This is a genomic window from Caulobacter sp. GW821-FHT09H08, from assembly GCF_059415885.1.
The window spans coordinates 923946-945061 of sequence record NZ_JBWKOC010000002.1 but is presented as its reverse complement, the minus strand read 5'-3'; the positions used below and the strand labels follow the sequence as shown (position 1 = coordinate 945061).

18 protein-coding genes and 1 pseudogene are annotated in these 21116 nt (G+C 67.7%); 9 read left to right on the top strand and 10 right to left on the bottom strand.

Features of this window, described 5'->3' with window-relative positions:
- Positions 1-26: 26 nt before the first annotated feature.
- The 3 genes from AC07NN_RS09485 to lptF are packed head-to-tail and all read right to left on the bottom strand — an operon-like array spanning position 27 to position 4682.
- Entirely contained in the window at positions 27-2447 is a 2421-nt protein-coding gene (locus AC07NN_RS09485; RefSeq protein WP_494639899.1) for an LPS-assembly protein LptD, read from the bottom strand.
- Positions 2440-3546, bottom strand: a complete 1107-nt coding sequence (gene lptG / locus AC07NN_RS09480) for an LPS export ABC transporter permease LptG (RefSeq protein WP_494640068.1) — start codon at positions 3544-3546, stop codon at positions 2440-2442. Before lptG ends, AC07NN_RS09485 begins: the two co-directional genes overlap by 8 nt.
- Positions 3543-4682, bottom strand: a complete 1140-nt coding sequence (gene lptF / locus AC07NN_RS09475; RefSeq protein ID WP_494639897.1) for an LPS export ABC transporter permease LptF — start codon at positions 4680-4682, stop codon at positions 3543-3545. Before lptF ends, lptG begins: the two co-directional genes overlap by 4 nt.
- Positions 4683-4907: 225 nt before the next feature.
- On the opposite strand from lptF, the gene AC07NN_RS09470 reads away from it, so the two are divergent.
- The 5 genes from AC07NN_RS09470 (at position 4908) to AC07NN_RS09450 (ending at position 11537) form a co-directional block, all read left to right on the top strand.
- A complete protein-coding gene (locus tag AC07NN_RS09470; protein WP_494639895.1) occupies positions 4908-6389 on the top strand; it encodes a leucyl aminopeptidase in 1482 nt (493 codons plus the stop codon).
- 4 nt (positions 6390-6393) lie between these two features.
- Entirely contained in the window at positions 6394-6855 is a 462-nt protein-coding gene (locus AC07NN_RS09465; protein ID WP_494639893.1) for a DNA polymerase III subunit chi, read from the top strand.
- On the top strand, positions 6852-7205 hold the full coding sequence (locus AC07NN_RS09460) for a peptidase inhibitor I78 (RefSeq protein WP_494639891.1): 354 nt from the start codon (positions 6852-6854) through the stop codon (positions 7203-7205). Before AC07NN_RS09465 ends, AC07NN_RS09460 begins: the two co-directional genes overlap by 4 nt.
- A 90-nt stretch (positions 7206-7295) precedes the next feature.
- A complete protein-coding gene (locus AC07NN_RS09455) occupies positions 7296-9761 on the top strand; it encodes an MASE1 domain-containing protein (protein WP_494639889.1) in 2466 nt (821 codons plus the stop codon).
- Positions 9762-9848: 87 nt separating this feature from the next.
- Positions 9849-11537 carry a cellulase family glycosylhydrolase gene (locus AC07NN_RS09450; protein ID WP_494639887.1) on the top strand — a complete coding sequence of 563 codons (1689 nt, stop codon included), beginning with the start codon at positions 9849-9851 and terminating at the stop codon, positions 11535-11537.
- 120 nt (positions 11538-11657) lie between these two features.
- Here the strand turns inward: AC07NN_RS09450 and AC07NN_RS09445 are convergent, their stop codons facing one another.
- Positions 11658-12407 carry an SDR family oxidoreductase gene (locus AC07NN_RS09445; protein WP_494639885.1) on the bottom strand — a complete coding sequence of 250 codons (750 nt, stop codon included), beginning with the start codon at positions 12405-12407 and terminating at the stop codon, positions 11658-11660.
- A gap of 134 nt (positions 12408-12541) precedes the next feature.
- Here AC07NN_RS09445 and AC07NN_RS09440 point away from each other — a divergent pair, with 134 nt between their 5' ends.
- Positions 12542-13450 carry a LysR family transcriptional regulator gene (locus tag AC07NN_RS09440; protein WP_494639882.1) on the top strand — a complete coding sequence of 303 codons (909 nt, stop codon included), beginning with the start codon at positions 12542-12544 and terminating at the stop codon, positions 13448-13450.
- Here AC07NN_RS09440 and AC07NN_RS09435 read toward each other — a convergent pair.
- Complete coding sequence (locus AC07NN_RS09435; RefSeq protein WP_494639880.1) at positions 13447-13845, bottom strand: hypothetical protein; 399 nt, start codon at positions 13843-13845, stop codon at positions 13447-13449. The genes AC07NN_RS09440 and AC07NN_RS09435 overlap by 4 nt on opposite strands.
- 91 nt (positions 13846-13936) lie before the next feature.
- Positions 13937-15802, bottom strand: coding sequence for an ABC-F family ATP-binding cassette domain-containing protein (locus tag AC07NN_RS09430; RefSeq protein WP_494639878.1), 1866 nt, complete (start codon positions 15800-15802; stop codon positions 13937-13939).
- A gap of 96 nt (positions 15803-15898) precedes the next feature.
- Between AC07NN_RS09430 and ndk the strand changes: the two genes are divergently transcribed.
- The 3 genes from ndk (at position 15899) to AC07NN_RS09415 (ending at position 18580) form a co-directional block, all read left to right on the top strand.
- The gene (ndk, locus tag AC07NN_RS09425; protein ID WP_494639876.1) at positions 15899-16318 is read left to right on the top strand and encodes a nucleoside-diphosphate kinase; all 420 of its coding nucleotides are present in this window, start codon (positions 15899-15901) and stop codon (positions 16316-16318) included.
- Positions 16319-16424: 106 nt separating this feature from the next.
- Complete coding sequence (locus tag AC07NN_RS09420) at positions 16425-16904, top strand: hypothetical protein (RefSeq protein WP_494639874.1); 480 nt, start codon at positions 16425-16427, stop codon at positions 16902-16904.
- Between the two features lie 107 nt (positions 16905-17011).
- Positions 17012-18580: a tetratricopeptide repeat protein gene (locus tag AC07NN_RS09415; RefSeq protein WP_494639872.1), complete on the top strand. Its 1569-nt coding sequence runs from the start codon at positions 17012-17014 to the stop codon at positions 18578-18580.
- Here the strand turns inward: AC07NN_RS09415 and AC07NN_RS09410 are convergent.
- The 4 genes and pseudogenes from AC07NN_RS09410 to purM all read right to left on the bottom strand — a co-directional run bounded on the left by AC07NN_RS09410 (position 18577) and on the right by purM (position 21017).
- Positions 18577-19197 carry a DedA family protein gene (locus tag AC07NN_RS09410; protein WP_494639870.1) on the bottom strand — a complete coding sequence of 207 codons (621 nt, stop codon included), beginning with the start codon at positions 19195-19197 and terminating at the stop codon, positions 18577-18579. The two genes, AC07NN_RS09415 and AC07NN_RS09410, sit on opposite strands and share 4 nt — an antisense overlap.
- 81 nt (positions 19198-19278) lie before the next feature.
- Positions 19279-19872: a phosphoribosylglycinamide formyltransferase gene (purN, locus tag AC07NN_RS09405; RefSeq protein WP_494639868.1), complete on the bottom strand. Its 594-nt coding sequence runs from the start codon at positions 19870-19872 to the stop codon at positions 19279-19281.
- Between the two features lie 18 nt (positions 19873-19890).
- Positions 19891-19988, bottom strand: a pseudogene (locus AC07NN_RS09400) (hypothetical protein); the annotation flags it as partial.
- Between the two features lie 3 nt (positions 19989-19991).
- Complete coding sequence (gene purM, locus AC07NN_RS09395; RefSeq protein WP_494639866.1) at positions 19992-21017, bottom strand: phosphoribosylformylglycinamidine cyclo-ligase; 1026 nt, start codon at positions 21015-21017, stop codon at positions 19992-19994.
- Positions 21018-21116 lie beyond the last annotated feature (99 nt).

Genomic DNA, 21116 nt, shown 5'->3' with positions numbered 1-21116 from the left:
CCCGCACGCCCCCCAAGCGCGGTTACTTATCTTCCGCTGTACCCTGTATCACCCAATGTGGCGAGCGTTAGGCGGAACACGATGGTTCGGTCGGGTTGCAGCCGAAGACCGCTGGCCGTCGAGGCGTAGCGATCCTCTTGTTGGTAGATCACGTCGATGCGGATGCACTCGTCCTGATAGGCCATGCCGATGTCGCGGCGACGCCAGACGTCCTCGACCATGTCGCGCTGGCCGAAGGTGGTCAGCGAGAAGCGCTTGCTCAGTTTCAGCTCGCCCCGGGCTTCGAAGTTCTCCTGGCGGGCCCCGTTCGAGTCCAACTCGTCCTTCAGGTAGCGGATCGAGCCCCAGCCACGCTTGGTGTAGGCGTCGATGCCCGTTTCGACCCGGTGGATCTCCTGGGTCTTGGAATCCAGGCGCGTGCGAACGAAGGCGTTGATCCCGACGATGGGTGTGACCGTCGCCGAGACGATCCAGTCCGACGACTTGGTCTGCAGGCCGGTGCGGGCCGGGAGCAGCGGGTCGAACTCCGAACGGAAGCTGCGACCGAACAGGATGCTGCCGCCGCGGCCGTCGGGACGGCTGTAGGTGGCGCGGCCGCCGACGTTCACGCGCTGGCCGCCTTCATAGAGGTCGAAGCCCGGCGACTTGTTGGCCTGGAACAGGTTGGTCTCGTCGAACTCCAGCGTCGCGCTGTCCTCGTTGTAGAGGTACTGCGTCGTGCCGTTACGGGCGACCACGACGGGCACGCGCGAGCTGTCGGAGCCGACGGCCACCTGGGCCAAGGGCTCCAGGACCACGCTGCCGCCGTTCGACAACGGCTTGTAGAACGGCAGGCTGAAGTCCACGCCGCCCACGCCGAGGGCGCGGGTGTAGGTGTCCTTCGAGTCGTCGCCCAGGGCCGCTGCGGCGGGGGTGACGTAGGTCTTGATCGAATAGGCGTCGCCGCGCGCCTGGGCGAATGGCGAGATCTTCAGGCCGTTGCCGACGATGCGGCTGGCGCGCCAGTCGGCCTTGAAGCTGGCGCGGCTGGAATCGACCCCGTCCTGACCCTTGTAGGCGCCCAGGAAGTAGGGGGACTCGCCATACTGCGACTCCGAGCGGTTCAGGATCACGCCCGAACCCTGGAGGCGCAGGCGGCCGCCCAGGACGGCGCTGGCCGGCTCCCAGCGGGCCTCGACCAGCGGGCCGATCAGTGGGAAGGCGCCGCTGTTCTCGAAGGCGTTGGCCGTACCGGTCGCGCTGGTGCCGACGACCCGCAGGCCCTGGACCGAGACCGCCGAGACCGACAGCCACGAGCGGGCGTCCTGGCGTGTGGTGTACAGCTGCGAGACCAGCCGGTGGTCGTCGCTCGTGAACAGGCCGCGCTGCTGGTAGACGTCGTTGACCTTGTACTTGTCGAACAGCAGGGCGTCCGAGACGCGCTCGGCCGAGAAGCCCCACTTCCACTTGTCGGTGATGTCGAACTTGCCGTTGGCCAGGATGTAGCTGCGGAAAGTCTCCTCTCCGAAGCGGTCGCCCTTGATGTCGAATTCCTTGTCGTAGGTGAAGCCGCCGCGCGCCTCGAGCACGCCCGAGTAGAAGCGCTTGCGGTAGTTCACGTTCAGGAACGGATTGACCCGGCTGTTGATCTGCGGGGCCAGGATCACGTCCGACGACGGCGAGATCACGTAGTAGTAGGGCTGGTTGTACGAAATCCCCCGGCCCTTGGAGAAGTCCAGCTTCGGCGCCAGGAAGCCCGAGCTGCGCTTGGCCTGCGGGTCCGGATGCCAGAACAGCGGCAGGTAGAGCACCGGAGCGCCCCACATGTGGATGACCGCGTTCTTGTAGTAGATCAGCTGCTTTTCTTTATCCTGGACGATCTTGTCGGCCGAGACCGACCAGGTCGGGGTCGGCTTCTCGGCGCAGACGTCGCAGGGCGTGTAGATCGCCCGGTTCAGTTCCTGGATATTGGCGTTGCGGCGCACGGCGGTGGCGGCGGCCACCTTCATGTTCTGGTCCAGGCGGGCCGAGAAGTTCCGGGCGAAGCCCGCCTTCATGTCCTTGTCGACTTCCAGGTGGTCCGAGAACTCGGCGGTGCCGTCCGGATTGATCAGCTGCACGTGGCCGTCGGCTGTCACCGCGCCGGTCTTGCTGTCGTAGACGACCTGGTCGGCGCGCAGGGTGCGGCCCTGGTAGCGGGCCTCCACCGAGCCCTTGGCCGTCATCTTCTGGTTCACGTCGTCCCGGATCAGCAGGTCCGATTCCAGATAGTAGCCCTCGTCGCCCAGGCCGTCCGACGGCGCGGCCTTGACCACCGGGGTTGGCGGGATCGAGACGAGGCTCTGCTGGGCGTGGGCGGCGCCCGCGCAGGCGAGCGCCCACGACGCGGCGCTGCTCAGCAGCAGCACGCGACAGACGCTGGAACGCGTTTCAGTCATGGACGACCCTGAAAACAATGACTCACCCATCTTCGGTATAGCAAAGCAACGTCAGGCCCGCCAAAAGCGCGATGGTCGGCGGCGTCCATGCGGCGATGAACGGGGCCAGAACGTCCGCCTTGCCCAGCGTGCTGCAGAGCTCGTTGAAGAAAAAGAACCCGAAACCCAACGCCACGCCCGAGCCGGCGAGGGCGGCCAGGCCCCCCAGGCGCATCAGGCGCAGGGAGAACGCCGCCGCCAGCACCGACATCGCCGCGAACAGAACGGGCGTCGCCAGATCCTGTTGCAGGCGCAGCTTGAACGGCGCGGCCGAGAAGCCGGCGTCTTCCGTCCGCTCGATCGTGGCCGGCAGGCGCCACAGGGCCACGGCCTGGGGCGTGTTGAAGCGCTCCGACGCCGTGCGGTCGTCGAGGTTGGAAGGGATCGACAGGCTGTCGGAGCGGATCGCGCCGGCGCCGGGCGTGGCTTCGCGCACGCCGGTCAGGCGCCAGAAGCCCGGCTCCAGCCGCGCTTCGTTGGCCTCGATCCGGCGGGTGAAGTCCATGACGCCCTTGTTGTTCAGGGTGTAGACGAACAGCGACACGCCGGTCAGGCGCACCGAGCCGTCGACCAGGTCGCGGGCCCGGGCGCGGATGACGATCTGGGTCTTGTCGTCGCCCTGGCGCAGCCAGGTGCCCTTGGGCGCTTCCTTCAGATAGCCGTTCATCACCATGTCGCGCTCGGTCTCGAACTTGGCGGTCATCGCCGTGGTCAGAGGGTTGAGCAGGGTGATGGTCAAGAGGCCGATGACGAACGAGGCCGAAGCCGCCGGCGTGATGAACCGCCAGGCCGAGACGCCGGCCGCGCGCATGGCGATCAGCTCGCTGCGCCGGTTCAGCTCGACGAACGCCCACATGGTGCCGAACAGGAACACGAACGGCGCCAGCACCAGGATGGTGGCGGGGGCCTGCAGCAGGGTCAGGTAGAGCAGCTGCAGGAAGGTCGCATCCGCCCGCGTGCCGACATTGCGCGCGATGTCGACGAAGGCGATCAGCATCACCATCGCGCCCAGCACCGCCAGGGCCCCGATCAGGGCGCCCATGGTGCGTCTCAGCACGTAGCGTTCCAGCATGCCCATGGTCAGCATCAGGCGGCTCCCGACAGGGCGGGGGACGTCCTGGCCATCTTGGCGGCGCGACGCTTGGAGACCTTCTGGCGGAAGATCTGCGCCATGCCCCACCACATGGCGGCCATCGGCACCAGGTACTGCAGGATGTTGAGCCAGGGATCGTCCTCGCACGCCGCCTGGACGCCGAAGCCGACGATGCGGACGATGGCGGCGGCCGCGCCGACGGCGGCGATGCGCTTGCCATAGCCCATGCGGCTGAACGGCCCGCCGATCACGGCCGCCAGGGCCATGGTCATCAGGGCGATGTTGTAGAGCGGCCCGGCGAACCGCGAATGGCCCTCGGCCAGCATCTTGCCGGCGTTCCGCTGCTCCCACTCCTGGGTCATGTCCGGGAAGAACAGCTCGTGCGGATAGCGGTCGGCGATCTTGTAGTGCAGCAGCTCGTCGCTGTGGAACAGGCTCGACAGGTCGAAGGTGTACTCGTCGAACGAGGTGTACTGCAGCACGCCCTGCCGCGAGAACTGCTGGTTGGAGCCATGGCGCATGATCAACACCGGCTCGCCCCGTCGCGTGGCGATCTCGGCTTCCCGCGAGGAATAGGTCGAGGCCGCGCCGTTGGGCAGTTCCTGGTGGATGAACAGGTTCTGGATCTTGTTGTCGCGGTCGATCGACTGGGCATAGACCGTCAGGCCTGGGCCCGGTTCGGTGAACTGGCCGGGCTGCACCAGGGTCGAGGCGACGTCGGTCTTGATCTCGAAGGCCGTCTCGCGAATCTGTCGGGCGCTCCACGGCTGCAGCCACAGGCCCGAGACCAGCGAGACCAGCGCCGCCATCACCGCCAGGCGCATGGCCGGCGAGATCACCTTCCAGCGGCTCATGCCGCCGGCGAAGCAGACGACGATCTCCTGTTCGGTGTGCAGGCGATTCAGGGCGACCAGCGCGGCCACGAACAGGGCCAGCGGCATCATGATGCCCAGCAGCTGGGGCAGGGCCAGCATGATGATCTTCAGGAACACCAGCGCGCTCTGGCGCTGCTCCACCAGCACGTCGAACTCCGACAGGCTGCGCGCCAGCAGGGCAAGCGCCACCAGGGCCGCCGTCGCCAGTAGCGTCGGACCCAGCAACTGGCGGAAAAGATAGCGTTCGATAAGGCGCATGAAGGGACGTTCGGGGTGGAGGATTCGTGGGACGAACCCCGAAGAAGGGCCGTTCTACACGGGGGCTTCCCGTCGGCACAACCAGGGACCTAACTTGGCTGTCCCGACTGGGGCGGAACGGAGCCTTTTCTAAGGCGCGGCATTGGACTATGCCGCCAGGATAAGAATGAGCGGCAGCGCCTTGTGACGCGCCGTTTTCGAGTCGCCCAAATGCAGGAGCGCGGCATGCGTATCGAGTTCGTCCCCGTCGACACCCAGGCCGGCGCCACGGCCGCTCTCGCGGTCCTGGCCCATGAAGGCGCGGCCCTGTCGCCGGAGGCCCGCGCGGCCAACGAGGCCACGGGCGGCGCCCTGGCTCGCGCCATCGCCGGCGGTCGCTTCACCGGCGCCAAGGGCCAGACCCTGGACGTCGTCGCGCCGCACGGTCTGGAAGCCGCCCGCATCGTGCTGGTCGGCGTCGATGGTTCCGGCGCCGTCGAGCCGGAGGCGGTCGAGACCGCCGCCGCCTCGGCCTACCAGGCCGTGAAGTCCTCGGGCGTCACCGAACTGGTCCTCAAGCTGGGCGCCGACGCCGAGAGCGCGGCCCGCGCCGCGTTCGGTGCGCGCCTCGCCGCCTATCGCTTCGACAAATACCGCACCACCGAGAAGGCCGAGAAGAAGCCCTCGGTCCAGGTGGTCAAGGTCGCCGCCGCCGATCCGGTGAAGGCCCAGAAGGCGTTCGAGCCGCTGTCGGCCCTGGCCGATGGCATCCTGTTCAGCCGCGACCTCGTCTCGGAGCCGGCCAACATCCTGCATCCGGAAGAATTCGCCGCCCGCGCCAAGAGCCTGGAAAGCCTGGGTCTCGAGGTCGAGATCCTGGGCGAGGCCCAGATGGCGGAGCTAGGCATGGGCAGCCTGCTGGGCGTGGGGCAGGGCAGCCGCCGCGAGAGCCAGCTGGTCATCATGAAGTGGACGGGCGCGGCCGATAAGTCGGCCCAGCCGATCGCCTTCGTCGGCAAGGGCGTGACCTTCGACACCGGCGGCATCTCGATCAAGCCGGCCGACGGCATGGAAGACATGAAGTGGGACATGGGCGGCGCGGCCGCCGTGACCGGCCTCATGCACGCCCTGGCCGGCCGTAAGGCCAAGGTCAACGCCATCGGCATCCTGGGTCTCGTCGAGAACATGCCCGACGGCAACGCCCAGCGTCCGGGCGACGTGGTCACGTCGATGTCGGGCCAGACCATCGAGGTCATCAACACCGACGCCGAGGGCCGCCTCGTGCTGGCCGACGCCCTCTGGTACTGCCAGGACCGCTTCAAGCCGCAGTTCATGATCGACCTGGCCACCCTGACTGGCGCGATCATCATTTCTCTGGGTCATGACTACGGCGGTTTGTTCAGCAATAACGACGGCTTGTCCGAGAAACTTCTCGCCGCCGGCAAGGCCGAGCGCGAGCTGCTGTGGCGCCTGCCGCTGCCGGCCGCCTACGAGAAGCAGATCGAAAGCCCCATTGCCGACATGAAGAACATCGGCGGCCGCCCGGCCGGTTCGATCACCGCCGGCCTGTTCCTGCAGAAGTTCGTCAACGGCCTGCCGTGGGCGCACCTGGACATCGCCTCGACGGCCTGGCGCAAGCCCTCGACCGACCCGACCGTGCCGGACGGCGCGGCCGGTTACGGCGTGCGCCTTCTGAACCGCCTGGTCGCCGACGCCTACGAAGGCTGATCGGTTGACCGCCACGCCCTGCGAGGTCTGGTTCTACCACCTTGAGCGCTCGCCGCTCGAGGCGGTGCTGCCTGAGCTTCTGGAAAAGACGCTCGGACGGGGCTGGAAGGCGCTGGTGCGTGGCGGCGATCCGCGTCGGCTGGAGGCGCTGGATCAGCACCTCTGGACCTGGCGCGAGGACAGCTTCCTGCCCCACGGCCTGGCGACGGAGCCCATGGCCGAGCGCCAGCCGGTGCTGCTGACCGGCGAGGACGGGAACCCCAATGCCGGGGACGCGCTGTTCCTCATCGACGGGGCAGAACCTGGAGATCTTTCAGGGGTTTCGCGCTGCATCCTGCTGTTCGACGGCAGGGACGATCAGGCGCTGGCGCTGGCGCGCGGGCGCTGGTCCGTCTTCAAGAAGGCCGGTCATCCGGTGTCCTACTGGCGCCAGGGCGCCGAGCGTGGTTGGGAGAAACAGGCATGAAGCGTCTGGCGTCGATCCTGGTCCTGGGTGTGCTCATGGCGTCATGCTCCAGCGCGCCCGAACCCGCGCCGCCGCCGCCGCCGACCACGCCCACCGCGCCTCCGGCCCTGGCCCTGCCGTCCAAACCGCCGGTGTCGTCCTCTTCCGAGGCCTCCAGGGATCAGTGCGGGCTGAAGGACGCCCAAGCCTTCGTCGGCAAGCCGCGCACCAGCCTGCCGGCGCCGGTCGATCCGTCGCGCTGGCGCGTGGCCTGTACGACTTGCCCTGTGACCATGGACTACCGGCCCGATCGCCTGAACATTCTGTTCAACGCCGACACGGGTGTTGTCCAGGAAGTCAAATGCGGCTGACAACAGCGTTCGCCCAAGCTTTTCTGGCCTTTTCATCTTTCGGGTGAAATAACGAAATCCGCCGGAGATTCCTGACGGCTGGTTCAGAGCATGGTCGACAGTCCGACGATCGAAGCCAAGACCGTTAACGACTTCGCGGTCACGCTGCTGACCGCATTAGGCGCAGCGTTCGGCTTCGCGTTTCTTGCCTATCTCTGCGTCGAAATCCCCCGTGCTTACAATCACGTGACGCCGATCTGGCTGTCGAACGGCTTCCTGGCCGCGTGCCTGCTGTCCTCGCCGTCGCGTCGTTGGCCCGCCTTGCTTGCCGGCGCGGTCGTCGGCGCCCTGACGGCCGGCGCCCACGCGGGCGACAGCCCGCTGGTCAATGTCATCCTCGTGTCCATGAACGTCTCTGAGGGGCTGCTGGCGGCCTATCTCGTACGCCGCATGACGGGCGAGGCGATCGATCTGGGCCGCCCGCGCGACATGATGGCCTTCGTCCTGCTGGGTGGCTTCGTGGCCCCGATGATCGTCGGGACCATGGCCTCGTCGATCCACACCATGCTGCGCGGTGGGGAGCTGCTGTCGAATGTCACCGCCTGGGTGATGAACGACATCCTGGGCATGCTGACCATCGGCCCGTGCCTGCTGGTCTTCTTCAAGGCCGGCCTCTATCTGCGCGAGCGACCGATGACGCGCGACGGCGCACTATCGATCCTGATCTGCTGCCTGATGACGATCGCGGTCTTCGCCCAGACCAAGTACCCGCTGCTGTTCCTGGTGCCGCCGGCCATGCTGCTGGCCGCCTGGCGGCAGGAGGTCCTCGGCGCGGCGGTCTGCTCGACCCTGGTGGCGGCCATCGCCCTGGTGCTGACCGTTGCCGGTCTCGGCCCCATCCACCTGATCACGTCGGGTACGGCCACGCAGTCGACGATTTTGCAGCTGTTCCTGGCCGTCTCGACCTTCGTCAGCCTGCCGGTCGCGGCTTTCCAGCGCCAACGCCGCGCGATCCTGGCCAAAGCCGAGGACAGCGAGGCCCGCTACCGCCTGCTGGCCGAGAGCGCCCTGGACATCATCGCCCACAGCGACCTGAACGGTCAGATGACCTACATCTCGCCCGCCGTGCGCTCGATCATGGGCTTCGAGCCCGACGAGATGCTGGGCGGCGAATATCTGAAGACGCTGCACCCTGACGACCGGCCCGCGATCCGGCGCGTGGTCGAGGTCCAACGGGACTGCCCCAGGGGGGCGCCCACGCCGCCGGCTGAAACCGTCGAATATCGCGCCTTCCGCAAGGATGGGCAGATGATCTGGCTGGAATCCCGGCCGACCCTGGCCCGCGATCCGATCACCGGCGAAGCCAGCGGCATTACCGACATCATCCGCGACGTCACCGCTCGCAAGACCCTGGAGCTGGAACTCCGCGCCGCCCGCGCCGAGGCCGAGGCGGCCGCCGCGGTGAAGGGCGAGTTCCTGGCCAATATGAGCCACGAGCTGCGCACGCCGCTGACCGCCGTGATCGGTTTCGCCAACCTGCTGGGCGACGAGGCCAACCTCAGCGCGCGCGGCCGCCGCTATGTCGATCGCATCACCACCGGCGGCCGGACCCTGCTGGCGACGATCAACGACATTCTCGACTTCTCGCGCCTGGAGCAGGGGCGCATCGAACTGACCTCGCAGCCGGTGGCGATCGCCGACCTGGTGGCCGAGGTCATGGAAATGTTGTCCTCGGACGCCGCCGCCAAGCATCTGGTGCTGCGCGCCGAGGGCGACGACGGCGCGCCGCCGGTGATGCACCTGGACCCCGAGCGCGTGCGCCAGGTGCTGCTGAACCTGGTCGGCAACGCCGTGAAGTTCACCGAGGTCGGCGAAATCCTGCTGGAGACGCACTACGACGTCGAGGCCGGCCGTCTGCGCATGAGCGTCACCGACACTGGACCCGGCGTCGCCGAGGCCGACCAGGCGCTGATCTTCGCCCGCTTCGCCCAGATCGACGCGGCGCTGAACCGCGAGCACGGCGGCACGGGCCTGGGCCTGGCCATCTCGCGTGGCCTCGTCGAACTGATGGGCGGCGAGATCGGCGTCGAGAGCACGTTGGGCCAGGGCGCGCGCTTCTGGTTCGAGATCCCGGCGCCGGCCGGCCACGCGTCGGTTCACGACGACGCCGACGGCGAGGACGACATCCCGCTGCCGCCGCCGGGGCGCCGCGTGCTGGTGGTCGACGACAACGCCGGCAATCGCGAGCTCGTCCGTTCGGTCCTTGAAGCCGTCGGGCTCGAGGTCGCCGAGGCCGTGGACGGGGAGGAGGGCGTCGCCGCCGCCGCCGCCGCGCCGTTCGACGCCATCCTGATGGACCTGCGCATGCCGCGCCTGGACGGTGTCTCGGCCGCCCAGCGCATCCGCGCCGAGCAGGGACCCAGCGCCCAGGCCAAGATCATCGCCTTCTCGGCCGACGTCCGCTCGGGGCCGCTGGACCCGGTTTTCAACGGCGCGACGCCCAAGCCGCTGACCGTGGCCTCGCTGCTGGCCACCATCGTGGAAGCCCTTGGCGGACCCCGCGCGGCCACGGCCTAGACAACGTTGTCATAACGCGGCATCAAAGTGGCCTGACCAGTTCGCGTCGCCCGGTTCAAGAGGCGACCTCTGATGGGAGGCCTCTGCATGAAATCCTGGCTCGCGCTTGGCGCCGCTACGCTCGCCTTGCTCACCATCGCCCCGGCCCAGGCCGAAGGCTGGCTGAAGGCCAAGGACGCCCGCATCGTCGACGAGAGCGGCAAACCCGTGATCCTGCGCGGCATGGGCCTGGGCGGCTGGATGCTGCAGGAGGGCTACATGCTGCGCCTGTCCAAGCTTGGCCAGCAGCACGTCATCCAGGGCAAGATCGCGGGCCTCGTGGGGCCCGAGCGCCAGAAGGCCATCCACCAGGCCTGGCTCGACAACCACACCACCAAGGCCGACATCGACGCCATGGCCGCCTGGGGTTTCAACTCCGTGCGCCTGCCGATGCACTACGATCTGCTGACCCTGGCCGTGGACCAGGAGCCCAAGCCGGGCGTCGACACCTGGAAGGAAGATGGCTTCAAGCGGATCGACGATTTGCTTGCCTGGTCAAAGGCTAACGGGATCTACCTGATCCTCGACCTGCACGCCGCGCCCAACGCCCAGGGCAACGACCTGCCGATCGCCGACCGCGATCCGACCAAGCCCTCGTTGTGGGAGAGCCCCGAGGCCCGCCGCAAGACCGTCGCCCTCTGGAAGAAGCTGGCCGCCCGCTACAAGGACGAGCCGATGATCGGGGCCTATGACCTGATCAACGAGCCCAACTGGGACTTCGACGGATCCGGCAACAAGAACGGCTGCAAGGACGAGAAGCAGGCCCTGCTGTGGTCGTTCTACCAGGAGCTCACGACAGCGATCCGCGAAGTTGATCAGCGCCACATGATCATCCTCGAGGGCAACTGCTGGGGCAACAATTACAAGGGCATGGGCAAGCCCTGGGACGCCAACATGGCGCTCAGCTTCCACAAGTACTGGAACGTCAACGACGACGCCTCGATCGCGACCCACCTGAAGCTACGCGAGGAGACCGGCCTGCCGCTATGGCTGGGTGAGAGCGGCGAGAACTCCAACGTCTGGTTCGCCGACGCTATCCGCCTGGCGGAGAAGCACGAGATCGGCTGGGCCTTCTGGCCGCTGAAGAAGATCGGTTTCAATCAACCGCTCGAGATCAAGGTCGACCCGGCCTATGACGACGTCGTCGCCACCCTGACGGGGGAGGCCAAGACGCCGGTCAGCGCCGACAAGGCCTATCAGGTGCTGATGAAGGTCGCCTCGCACGACGTCCGCTTCGAGAACAATGAAGCGCACCCGGACGTCATCGACGCCATGTTCCGCCAGCCGCACGATGCGACGGTGCGGCCGTTCAGGAAGCATGTCGTGGGCGCGAAGGGCGCGACGATCCCGGCCTGGGAATACGACCTCGGCGTCATCGGCGAGGCCTATGCCGACGCGGACGCGGCCAACTACCACGTCTCGAACGGCGGCCAGCGCACGCCCTGGAACCGAGGGCGGACGGGACGCAACGACGGGGTGGACCTGAAGCGTGAGGCGGGCGGCTTGGTCGTGACCGATTTCAGCGCCGGCGAGTGGCTGCGTTACACGATCTCGGCGACGGCCGGGCGCTACGCGGTGAGCGTAGTCGGGACAGGGCCGATGGTAGTGGCGGTCAATGGCGGTCCGGCGGTGAAGAGCGGGACGGCTGTAACGCTGCTGCCGGGGACCAATACGTTGGTGGTGAAGTCGTCGGGAGCGGCGCAAATCTCCGCCATCAAACTTACCGCTGCAAAATAGCGCGTCATCCCGGCCGCAGCGAAGCGGAGAGCCGGGACCCAGGGACCGCTGCAGTGCGGCTGCCCCTGGGTCCCGGGCCGGCTACGCCGCCCGGGATGACGAGGTTATGGTGGTGGGCGATCAGAGCGTGCTCATCCCGCCATCGATGATCAGCTCGCTGCCGACCGTGAAGCGACTCTCGTCCGAGGCCAGGAACACCACCGCGTCAGCAATCTCGCGCGGCTCGCCGAAGCGGCCGACGGGCAGGTTGGCCAGGATGCCGGCCGACATCGCGTCCAGCGAGGCGGCGTCCAAACCGAGCTTTCCGTAGAGCGGCGTGCTCACCGGCCCGGGGCTGATGACGTTGACCCGGATCCCCCGGCTGATCAGCTCGCCCGACAGGGTGCGGGCCAGCGAGATCAGGCCGGCCTTGCTGGCGGCGTAGACGCTGGAGTTCGGCATGCCGATATGGGCGTTGATCGAGCCGTTCAGCACGATCGAGGCCGGGTTGCTGAGGATCGGGGCCAGGGCCTGGATCAGGAACAGCGGGCCCTTCAGGTTGACGCCGATGGCCTTGTCGAAGGTCTCCTCGGTCCAGCTTTCCAGCGGGCCGAACGGGGCGACGCCGGCATTGACGAAGACGGCGTCCAGCTTGCCGAAGCGATCGGCGACAGCCTTGGCGATGACGGCCTGAGCGGCCACGTCGCCGGCGTCGGCCTGGATGGTGAGCACATCAGCGCCGAGGGCGGCCTTGGCTTCTTCGAGACGCTGAGCGTTCGTGCCGGTGATAACGACCTGGGCGCCTTCCTCGAGCGCGCGCCGGGCGGCGGCGAAGCCGATGCCGGTGGTGCCGCCGGTGATCAGGATGGTCTTTTGAGCGAGACGGGACATTGGGGTGATCCTTCCGTTTGACGGGCCGGCGCACCGCGCGTCGGTCACGGGAGGTGATTTAGGCCTCCAAGCCGTCTTGAACGATGGGATGAAATGGCATCTATTATTCAGCTTTCTTGAATGAATGTGGCGTCATGGACCGGCTGCGCGCGTTCGAGGTGTTCACCACCATCGTCAGCCGGGGCGGTTTCGCCAAGGCCGCCGATGCGCTCGACACCTCGCCGGCCAATGTCACGCGCTACGTCAACGAGCTGGAGGCGCATCTCGGGGCGCGGCTGCTGAACCGCACCTCGCGGCGACTATCGCTGACCGAGGCGGGCGAGGCCTTGTACGAACGTGCGCGCGCGATCCTCGACGAGTTCGCGGAGGCCGAAGCCGCCGCCTCCGCCAATGTGGCCGAACCGCGCGGCCGGTTGCGGATCAACGCCCCGCTCAGTTTCGGCGTCCGGCATCTGGCGCCGCTGTGGCCGAAGTTCATGGCGCGCCACCCGCTGGTCGAGCTGGAGATCAGCCTCTCCGACCGCGTCGTCGACCTGGTGGAGGAGGGCTATGACTTGGCCATCCGGATTTCGCGCGGCGGCTCGCAAACGCACGTGGCCCGCAAGCTGGCGACCTCGCGCAACATCGTCTGCGCCTCGCCGGACTATCTGAAGGCCCACGGGACGCCTGAGGTCCCGGACGATCTCGCGACCCACCGGTGCCTGGCCTACAGCTACACCGCCATGGCCGAGGACTGGCGGCTGACCCACCACGACGGCCGCGAAGCCACCGTGCGCATGCGGCCGGTGATGTACTCGAACAACGGCGACACCGCGCGGGCGGCGGCCTTGGCGGGGCAGGGCGTGATCTGGCAGCCGACCTTCCTGATTGGCGACGACCTGCGGGCCGGGCGGCTGGTGCGATTACTGCCGGACTGGAGCCTGCCGGACATCGACGTGCTGGCGGTCTATCCCAGCCGCCGGCATCTGTCGGCCAAGGTCAGGCTGATGGTGGATTTCCTGGCGGAGGCGTTCAAGGGGACGCCGAGCTGGGATCAGCCCTAACGCTTGCCTACGCCCGGGAACATCGCGACTTCACCGTCGAACACGCCCAGATAGCCCAACTCGCCCATCAGCGGCGTCAGATCCTCGATCAGGTCGCCGGAGTTGGGCAGGTGAGCCGGGCGGCCGTTCTGGTCGTGCAGGCGGTACACCGTCCACATCTTGCCCTTGGGGCCGGCGGCGCCGGGCTGGATGAACTTGTGCTCCCAGCCGATCAGGGCCGGGGAGCGGCCGACCTCGACGTCGAACGGACGGTCGCGGAAGGCCAGATCCATCTCGATGCGCATGGCTTCGCCGATCCGGGTGTTGACCCACTCGGCGAAGGCTTCCAGCACGACGTCGGCCGACAATCCTTCCGGATTGGCGATGACGTGGTTGCGCGGATGGGCGGTGCTCATGACGGGCACCATGCGACAATAGGTGTCGCGGAAGCGCTAAACTTCTTGGTTCACAGGCATTTACCCTCTTCCATAGGGAGAGGGTGGCCCTCTAGGCCTCCGCCTCGGCCAGCTCTTCGGCCAGCGCCATCCAGGCCTCTTCGGCCTCGTCCAGCTTGGCCTTGGCGTTCTCCCGGCGCTTGGTCAGCTCGGCGACCTTGCCCGGGTTCTTCACATAGAGGTCCGGGTCCCCGAGCTGGGCTTCCAGTTCGGCGAGGTTGCGCGTGCAGCGGTTCATGACCTGCTCGGCGGCCTCGACCTTGCGGCGCAGCGGCTCGACGGCGGCCTTCTTCTTCTGCGGTTCAGCAGCGGCTGCCGGCTCGCGCGCCACCTGGGTCGGCTTCACCGCCTGCTTGGCGCGCTCCAGCACGAACTTGGCGTAGTCGTCCATGTCGCCGTCAAAGGGCTTCACGGTGCCATCGGCGGCCAGCCACAGGCGGTCGGCGACCAGCTCCATCAGCGAGCGGTCGTGGGTGATCAGGATCACCGCGCCCATGTAGTCGTTCAGCGCGTCCAGCAGGGCCCGGCGGCTGTCGATGTCCAGGTGGTTGGTCGGTTCGTCGAGGATCAGCATGTGCGGCGCGTCCATCGCCACCATGTTGAGCAGCAGGCGCGCGCGTTCGCCGCCCGACAGGTTGGCGACCGTGGTCTCCTGCTTGCCGAAGTCCAGGCCGAACTGGGCCAGCTTCGAGCGGCGAGAGCTTTCCGAGGCTTCCGGCATGGCCCGGCGGATGATCTCCAGCGGGGTGTCTTCCGGATCCATCGCCTCGATCTGGTGCTGGTGGAACCAGCCGACCTTCATCTTCTTGTCGCGATGGAATTCGCCGGCCTGCACGCCCAGGGCGCCGGCGATCATCTTGGCGAAGGTCGACTTGCCCGCGCCGTTGACGCCCAGGAGGCCGATGCGGTCGTCCAGGTCCATGCGCAGGTTCAGTTGCTTGAGGATCGAGCGGCCTTCCTCATAGCCGACGCTGGCCTTCTCCAGGCGGATCAGCGGCGGCGGCAGCGGACGCGGCGGCGAGGGCAGGGTGAAGGGCGCGACGCGCTCCTCGATGGTCGTGGCCACCGGCTCCATCTTGGCCAGGCGCTTCATGCGCGATTGCGCCTGCGCGGCCTTCGAGGCCTTGGCCTTGAAGCGGTCGACGAAGGCCTGCAGGTGGGCGCGCTCGGCGTCCTGCTTGGCCTTGGCCGACAGCTGCAGGCGGGCCTTCTCGGCGCGGCGCTTCTCGAAGTCGTCGTAGCCGCCGACATAGAGCTCCAGCTTGCCGCCGGCCAGGTGCAGCATGTGGGTGCAGCTGTTGTTCAGCAGTTCGCGGTCGTGGCTGACGATCAGGGCGGTGTGCGGGTACTTCTGGAGCCTCGCCTCCAGCCACAGCGCGCCTTCCAGGTCGAGATAGTTGGTCGGTTCGTCCAGCAGCAGCATGTCCGGCTCGGCGAACAGCGCCGCGGCCAGGGCCACGCGCATCCTCCAGCCGCCGGAGAACTCGCTCATCGGCCGCGCCAGGTCGTCCTGGCTGAAGCCCAGGCCCACCAGGATTTCCGAAGCCTTGGCCGGGGCGGCGTCGGAATCGATCTCGATCAGGCGCGCCCAGATCTCGCCCATCTCCTCGGGATCGGCCGTCTCCAGCCGGGTCAGCAGGCCATGACGCTCCTCGTCGGCCTCCAGCACCGTCTCCAGCAGGGTGAAGGGCGTGGCCGGGTGCTCCTGGTCCACCGAACCGATGCGGGCGGCCTTGGGCAGGCTGATCTCGTCGTCGCCGGCGTGCAGCTGACCCAGGATTAGCTTGAACAGGGTGGACTTGCCCACGCCGTTGCGCCCGATCAGGCCGACCTTGGCGCCGGGCGGCAGGCTCACGCTGGCCTTGTCGAAGAACCGGCGGCCCCACGCGTTGAAGGTAAGGTCGTTGATCTGAAGCATTTTTGTGAAGGTTACGCGGTGGGGTTGGCGGAGGCGGGGCGCACGGCTATAAGCCCGCAACCTCCCAATTCACAACTTTTCTGTGAGATCACTGTCGTGACCGAACGCACCTTCTCGATCATCAAGCCGGACGCCACGCGTCGCAACCTGACGGGCTCCATCAACGCCGTGATCGAGGCCGCCGGCCTGCGCATAGTCGCTCAGCGTCGCGTGAAGCTGACCGAAGCCCAAGCCAAGAAGTTCTACGAAGTGCACGCCGAGCGTCCGTTCTACGGCGAACTCGTCGGCCAGATGACCGCCGAGCCGGTCGTCGTGCAGGTGCTGGAAGGCGAAAACGCCGTCCTGAAGTACCGTGAAGTCATGGGCGCCACGAACCCGGAAAACGCCGATGAAGGCACGATCCGCAAGCTGTTCGCCCTGTCGATCGGCGAAAACTCGGTCCACGGTTCGGACAGCCTGGAAAACGCGGGCATCGAAATCGCCCAGTTCTTCACCGCTGAAGAAATCGTCGGCTAAGGCTTTCCAGCCTTGTCGATACGAGAAGGCCGGGGCGAAAGCTCCGGCCTTTTTGTTTGCGTCGCGCGGGCTTGTGGCGCGCGGCTCCTGGCGCCTAAGGTTGTGCATGCGCGCGCTGATCCTGGCCCTCATTCTCCTGTCGATTCCGCAGGGCTTCGCGCGCGCGGAGGCCTCGAGCGACCAGATTAATTGCGCCGTCAGCACGGCTCGCCTGGTCACGGTCCGAACCGTGGCGGCAAACCAGGCCGCTTGGCGCGGGCGCTGCGTGAAGATCAGGGCCGTCGCGGCCAAGCACTGGCTGTTCGACGATCTCCCGGACGCGGATCGCGAGGTCGACGGCGTCGACCCGTCGATGGACGGGCGCACCCTCGGCTTCAATCGCGACCGCAGGCTGTTCAGGCGGCTCATGACCGGACCGAGGCGGGTGACCCTGGTCGGTCGCGTCTACGACTGCCAGGAGACCCGCGCCGAGCTGCATAGCCTGGATGGTCCCGATGGGATCGTGTTCGTCGGCGGCTACTGCCACTCCTACGACGGCGCCTACATCGCCGTCGCTTCGGTGAGGGACCATGGCCCCGCGCGATGACACGCGAGCACATGAGCGGGTTTTGCGGCCGCGACACACCAATCGTGCAATGCCGACCTAAGGTGCGGACTGATACGGCGCCGGGGAGGGCGGGGTTGGCGATTGCGATGCGTTTCGCGGCCAGGGCGATGGCTCTGGGGCTTCTGATCAGTGCGCCGGGCGTCGTCCGGGCCCAATCCGTCGACGACGTCGTCGTTTCGCCTCAAGCGCGCGGACAGTGGCTCCGGGCCGAGAGCGAGCACGTCATCGTCTATTCCGACGAGGGGGCCGAGGTTCTGCGCAAGGTCGTGGGTGACCTGGAGGTCCTGGATCGAACCTTGCGCGCGCTCTACGGCCGGCAGGGCGGGCCGCCGCCGCGCAAGTATCCGATCTATCTGGTCCGGCCGGTCGAACCCGGCGCGACCGAGAACTTGACCTATCGGCGCTTCCTGCCGGGCGCGCCCGTCACCGCGTTGTCGATGAATGTGGCCGAGCCCGACGACATCTTCGCGGTCGTGGTGCGGGACAATTTCCAGTTCTTCGGCGCCATCGACCGGACCATCGGCGACGACAGCGTGCTGGGCGCCTACGCGCTACACTTCTTCAATGAGAACTTCCCGTTCCGCTATCCGCGGTGGCTGATCAAGGGCGCGGCCATCTACTATAGCGCCGTCGACATCCAGGCCGACAGGGTGGTGATCGGCGAGACGCCGGCGCTGTTCGACAGAAGGCGGGTGTGGAGCAGCCTGGGGGGCGTGGCCAATGTCATCGCCGAAACCGGCTACGGCGAAGACGCCGCGAACCGGCGGCGCTTCGATGAACGGGCTGCGGTGCTGGTCCGCTATCTCTGGTCCGACCCTGGTCGCAAGGCCAAGCTCGAGGTCTATCTGAAGCGCCTGGAGGATGGCGAGCACGATGTGAGCCTCGCCTGGGCCCAGATCTTCGGTCTGCCGCAGGACAAGATGCCGGCCATCCTGAAGGACGAGCTGGAGGCTTTCCTGCGCTCCACGCCGGTGCTTACTTCGGTCCCACGCACGGACACGCCTCCGACGATCACGATCCGCCGCCTGCCGGCCGGCGCCAACGACCTGATCCTCGAACTGCAGCAACTGAAGGCCGGGCCGGCTACGGCGGATCGGGAGGACCTGCTGGGCTATTTCCGCAAGGCCGCCAAGCGTCGGCCGGGCGATCGCTTCACCCGCCAGGCCCTGGCGCGAGCCGAGATCACCATTGGCGACCGCGACGAGGGCGAGCGGCTCCTGACCGGATTGCTCGCCGAGGACGGCAGTAACCTGGAGGCGCTACGCCTGATGGGGACCAGCAAGCTCTACCGGGCGGCGGCGGATCGGCGGAACCTGCCGGCGCTGCTGTCCTCGGCCCGAAGCTACCTGATACAGGCCGACAAGGCCGAGCCGAACGACTACCAGACGCTGTTCCTGCTGGCCCAGACCATGGTCGTGGAGGGCGAGCCGCCATCGCCCGAGCGGCTGGGCCTGCTGCGCCGCGCCGTGAGCCTGGCGCCCGAGGTGGCCAAGATCCGGATCGTGGCGGCGGTCGCCTTCCTGCGCGCGGGCGAGAGGGAGACGGTATTCCAGTTGCTCAAGCCGCTGGCGGGCGATCCCAATGGCGGTATCGCGACCGAACAGGCCAAGCAGTTGCTGGATTTCATGGCTCAGGAAGAGCCGGCGAAGCCCTAGGCCGTGCGGACGCGCGGCGCGCGCTTCAGCCACAGGACGCCGAGGCCGACGGCTAGAATGACGGCCAGGGCCAGTCCGCCGGCCAGGGCCGGGTCCGTGCCGAACATCTGCAGGTTCCGGGCGGCCAGATAGCCCGGGGCCAGCAGCGAGATCACCCAGATCGGCGCCGACAGGACGTTGGCGATCTGGAAGCTCCAGGGGCGCGAGCGGGACATGCCGGCCAGGATCGGAATGAACGGGCGGGCCGGACCCAGATAGCGGGCGGCGGCGATGGCCAGCAGGCCATGACGACGGGTCAGCAGCTTGGCGCGGGCCAGCAGGCGGCGCTTGCCGGCGAACAGCAGGCGCGTGGCCCGGCGACCGCCTAGGCCTCGACCCATCAGGTAGGAGAGGGCGTCACCCGCCGCGGCGCCGGCGCTGCACCACAGGACCGCTTCAACCGGATGCAGCACGCCCTGGGCCACCAGGGCGCCGGCGGCCAGCATCACGCCCAGGATGGGGACCAGCAGGCCCACGACCAGCAGCGCTTCCAGCAGGGTGAAGGCGAACAGGACCGCACCGGCGATGCCGGCGTTGTCGGCGGCGACTCGGAAGAGATCGGCGATCCAGGCGTCCATGAAGGGCATCATGACGCCACATAATGACGAACTTCTGACCCGTTAGGCTTTACCGGCCGTTACGGGCTGCGACACGCCGCCTCAGGCCGTCGCGAGGCGCCCGGTCACGAAGGCGGCCAGGGTGGCGGCGTAGAGCTTGTGCTCCTGCTCCAGCACGCGGGCCGACAGGGTGTGGTCGTCGTCGCCCGGCAGGATCGGCACGCGGGCTTGGCCCAGGATCGGACCCTCGTCGACGCCGGCCGTAACCAGGTGGACGGTGCAGCCGGCCTCAGCGTCGCCGGCCGCGATGGCGCGGGCGTGGGTGTCCAGGCCCGGATAGGCGGGCAGCAGGGACGGGTGGATGTTCAGCATCCGGCCTTCCCAGGCGTCGACCAGGAAGGGCGTCAGGATCCTCATGTAGCCGGCCAGGGCGATGACCTCGATCCCGCGCTCGCGCAGGGCCGCGTCGATGGCGCGCTCGTGGGCCTCACGGTCCTTGCCGAACGGCTTCTGGTCGACGCACAGAGCTTCGATGCCCTCGGCCGTCGCCGTGGCCAGGCCGCCGGCGTCCGGCTTGTTGGCCAGGACCAGGGCGATCTCGAACGGGCAATCGGGCGCCTGGGCTGCCGCGACAAGCGCTTCCATGTTCGAGCCGCGCCCGGAGATCAGGACGGCGACTTTGGTCTTCTGGGTCACGCGGATAGTTCCGTGGGGCCGCCCTCGTCCTTCGACAGGCTCAGGATGAGGGCTACTGGGAAGCTCGAACTGAAATCCTCATCCTGAGCTTGTCGAAGGACGAGGATTTCACGCAGTGACTACGCCTTGACCAGCTGGCCGCAGATGAAGGCGTCCTCGCCGGCGTTCAGCAGGGCCGCCAGCACCGGCTCGGCGTCCGCTTGCGCGACGATGACGATGAAGCCGACGCCGCAGTTGAACGTCCGGCGCATCTCGTGCTCCGAAATGCCGCCCACCTGGGCCAGCCATTCGAACACGGGCGGTTGGGCCCAGCTGTTCCAGTCGAACTCGGCGGCCAGGCCTTCGGCGATGGCGCGCGGCGGGTTCTCGATCAGGCCGCCGCCGGTGATGTGCGCGCCGCCCTTGACGCGACCCGACTGCAGCAGCGGCAGCAGCGACTTCACATAGATGCGGGTCGGGGCCATCAGGGCCTCGGCCAGGGTCTTACCGTCCTCGAACGGGCAGGGGGCGTCCCAGGCCAGGCCCGAGCGCTCGACCACGCGGCGCACCAGCGAATAGCCGTTCGAGTGCGGACCCGACGAGCCCAGGCCGATGATGATGTCGCCGGCGCGTTGCTGGTCCAGCTTGGGCAGGACGCCATCGCGCTCGACCGCGCCGACCGAGAAGCCGGCCAGGTCGTACTCGCCGTCGCTGTACATGCCCGGCATTTCGGCCGTCTCGCCGCCGACCAGGGCCGCGCCGGCCAGCTTGCAGCCGTCGGCGATGCCGGCGACGACGCTCTTGGCGACCTCGATGTCCAGCTTGCCGGTGGCGAAGTAGTCCAGGAACATCAGCGGCTCGGCGCCCTGGGCCAGCAAGTCGTTGACGCACATGGCCACCAGGTCGATGCCGACCGTGGCGTGCATGCCCGCGTCGATGGCGATCCGCAGCTTGGTGCCGACGCCGTCGGTCGTGGTGACCAGCAGGGCGTCCTCATAGCCGGCGGCTTTCAGGTCGAACAGCGCGCCGAAACCACCCAGGCTGGCTTCCGCGCCGGGACGGCGGGTGGCCTTGGCCAGGGGCTTGATCGCGTCGACCAGGGCGTTGCCCGCATCGATATCGACGCCGGCTTGGGCGTAGGTCAGGCCGTTCGGCAGGTCGCTCATTCGCTCGCTCTGATCTATCGGAAGGCGGTAAGACCCTCCGAACACGCGGAAAATTTGCTCCCCGGTGGCGCTAGGCGCGTCTTGACGCTTGCAGACTCG

Coding starts and splice junctions, on each gene's coding strand:
- AC07NN_RS09470 (WP_494639895.1), top strand. CDS start 4,908: ATGCGTATCGAGTTCGTCCCCGTCGACACCCAGGCCGGCGCCACGGCC.
- AC07NN_RS09485 (WP_494639899.1), bottom strand. CDS start 2,447: ATGGGTGAGTCATTGTTTTCAGGGTCGTCCATGACTGAAACGCGTTCC.
- AC07NN_RS09410 (WP_494639870.1), bottom strand. CDS start 19,197: ATGGACGCCTGGATCGCCGATCTCTTCCGAGTCGCCGCCGACAACGCC.
- AC07NN_RS09430 (WP_494639878.1), bottom strand. CDS start 15,802: ATGCTTCAGATCAACGACCTTACCTTCAACGCGTGGGGCCGCCGGTTC.
- AC07NN_RS09435 (WP_494639880.1), bottom strand. CDS start 13,845: ATGAGCACCGCCCATCCGCGCAACCACGTCATCGCCAATCCGGAAGGA.
- lptF (WP_494639897.1), bottom strand. CDS start 4,682: ATGCGCCTTATCGAACGCTATCTTTTCCGCCAGTTGCTGGGTCCGACG.
- AC07NN_RS09440 (WP_494639882.1), top strand. CDS start 12,542: ATGGACCGGCTGCGCGCGTTCGAGGTGTTCACCACCATCGTCAGCCGG.
- AC07NN_RS09445 (WP_494639885.1), bottom strand. CDS start 12,407: ATGTCCCGTCTCGCTCAAAAGACCATCCTGATCACCGGCGGCACCACC.
- AC07NN_RS09455 (WP_494639889.1), top strand. CDS start 7,296: ATGGTCGACAGTCCGACGATCGAAGCCAAGACCGTTAACGACTTCGCG.
- AC07NN_RS09415 (WP_494639872.1), top strand. CDS start 17,012: ATGCGTTTCGCGGCCAGGGCGATGGCTCTGGGGCTTCTGATCAGTGCG.
- purM (WP_494639866.1), bottom strand. CDS start 21,017: ATGAGCGACCTGCCGAACGGCCTGACCTACGCCCAAGCCGGCGTCGAT.
- AC07NN_RS09420 (WP_494639874.1), top strand. CDS start 16,425: ATGCGCGCGCTGATCCTGGCCCTCATTCTCCTGTCGATTCCGCAGGGC.
- AC07NN_RS09460 (WP_494639891.1), top strand. CDS start 6,852: ATGAAGCGTCTGGCGTCGATCCTGGTCCTGGGTGTGCTCATGGCGTCA.
- AC07NN_RS09450 (WP_494639887.1), top strand. CDS start 9,849: ATGAAATCCTGGCTCGCGCTTGGCGCCGCTACGCTCGCCTTGCTCACC.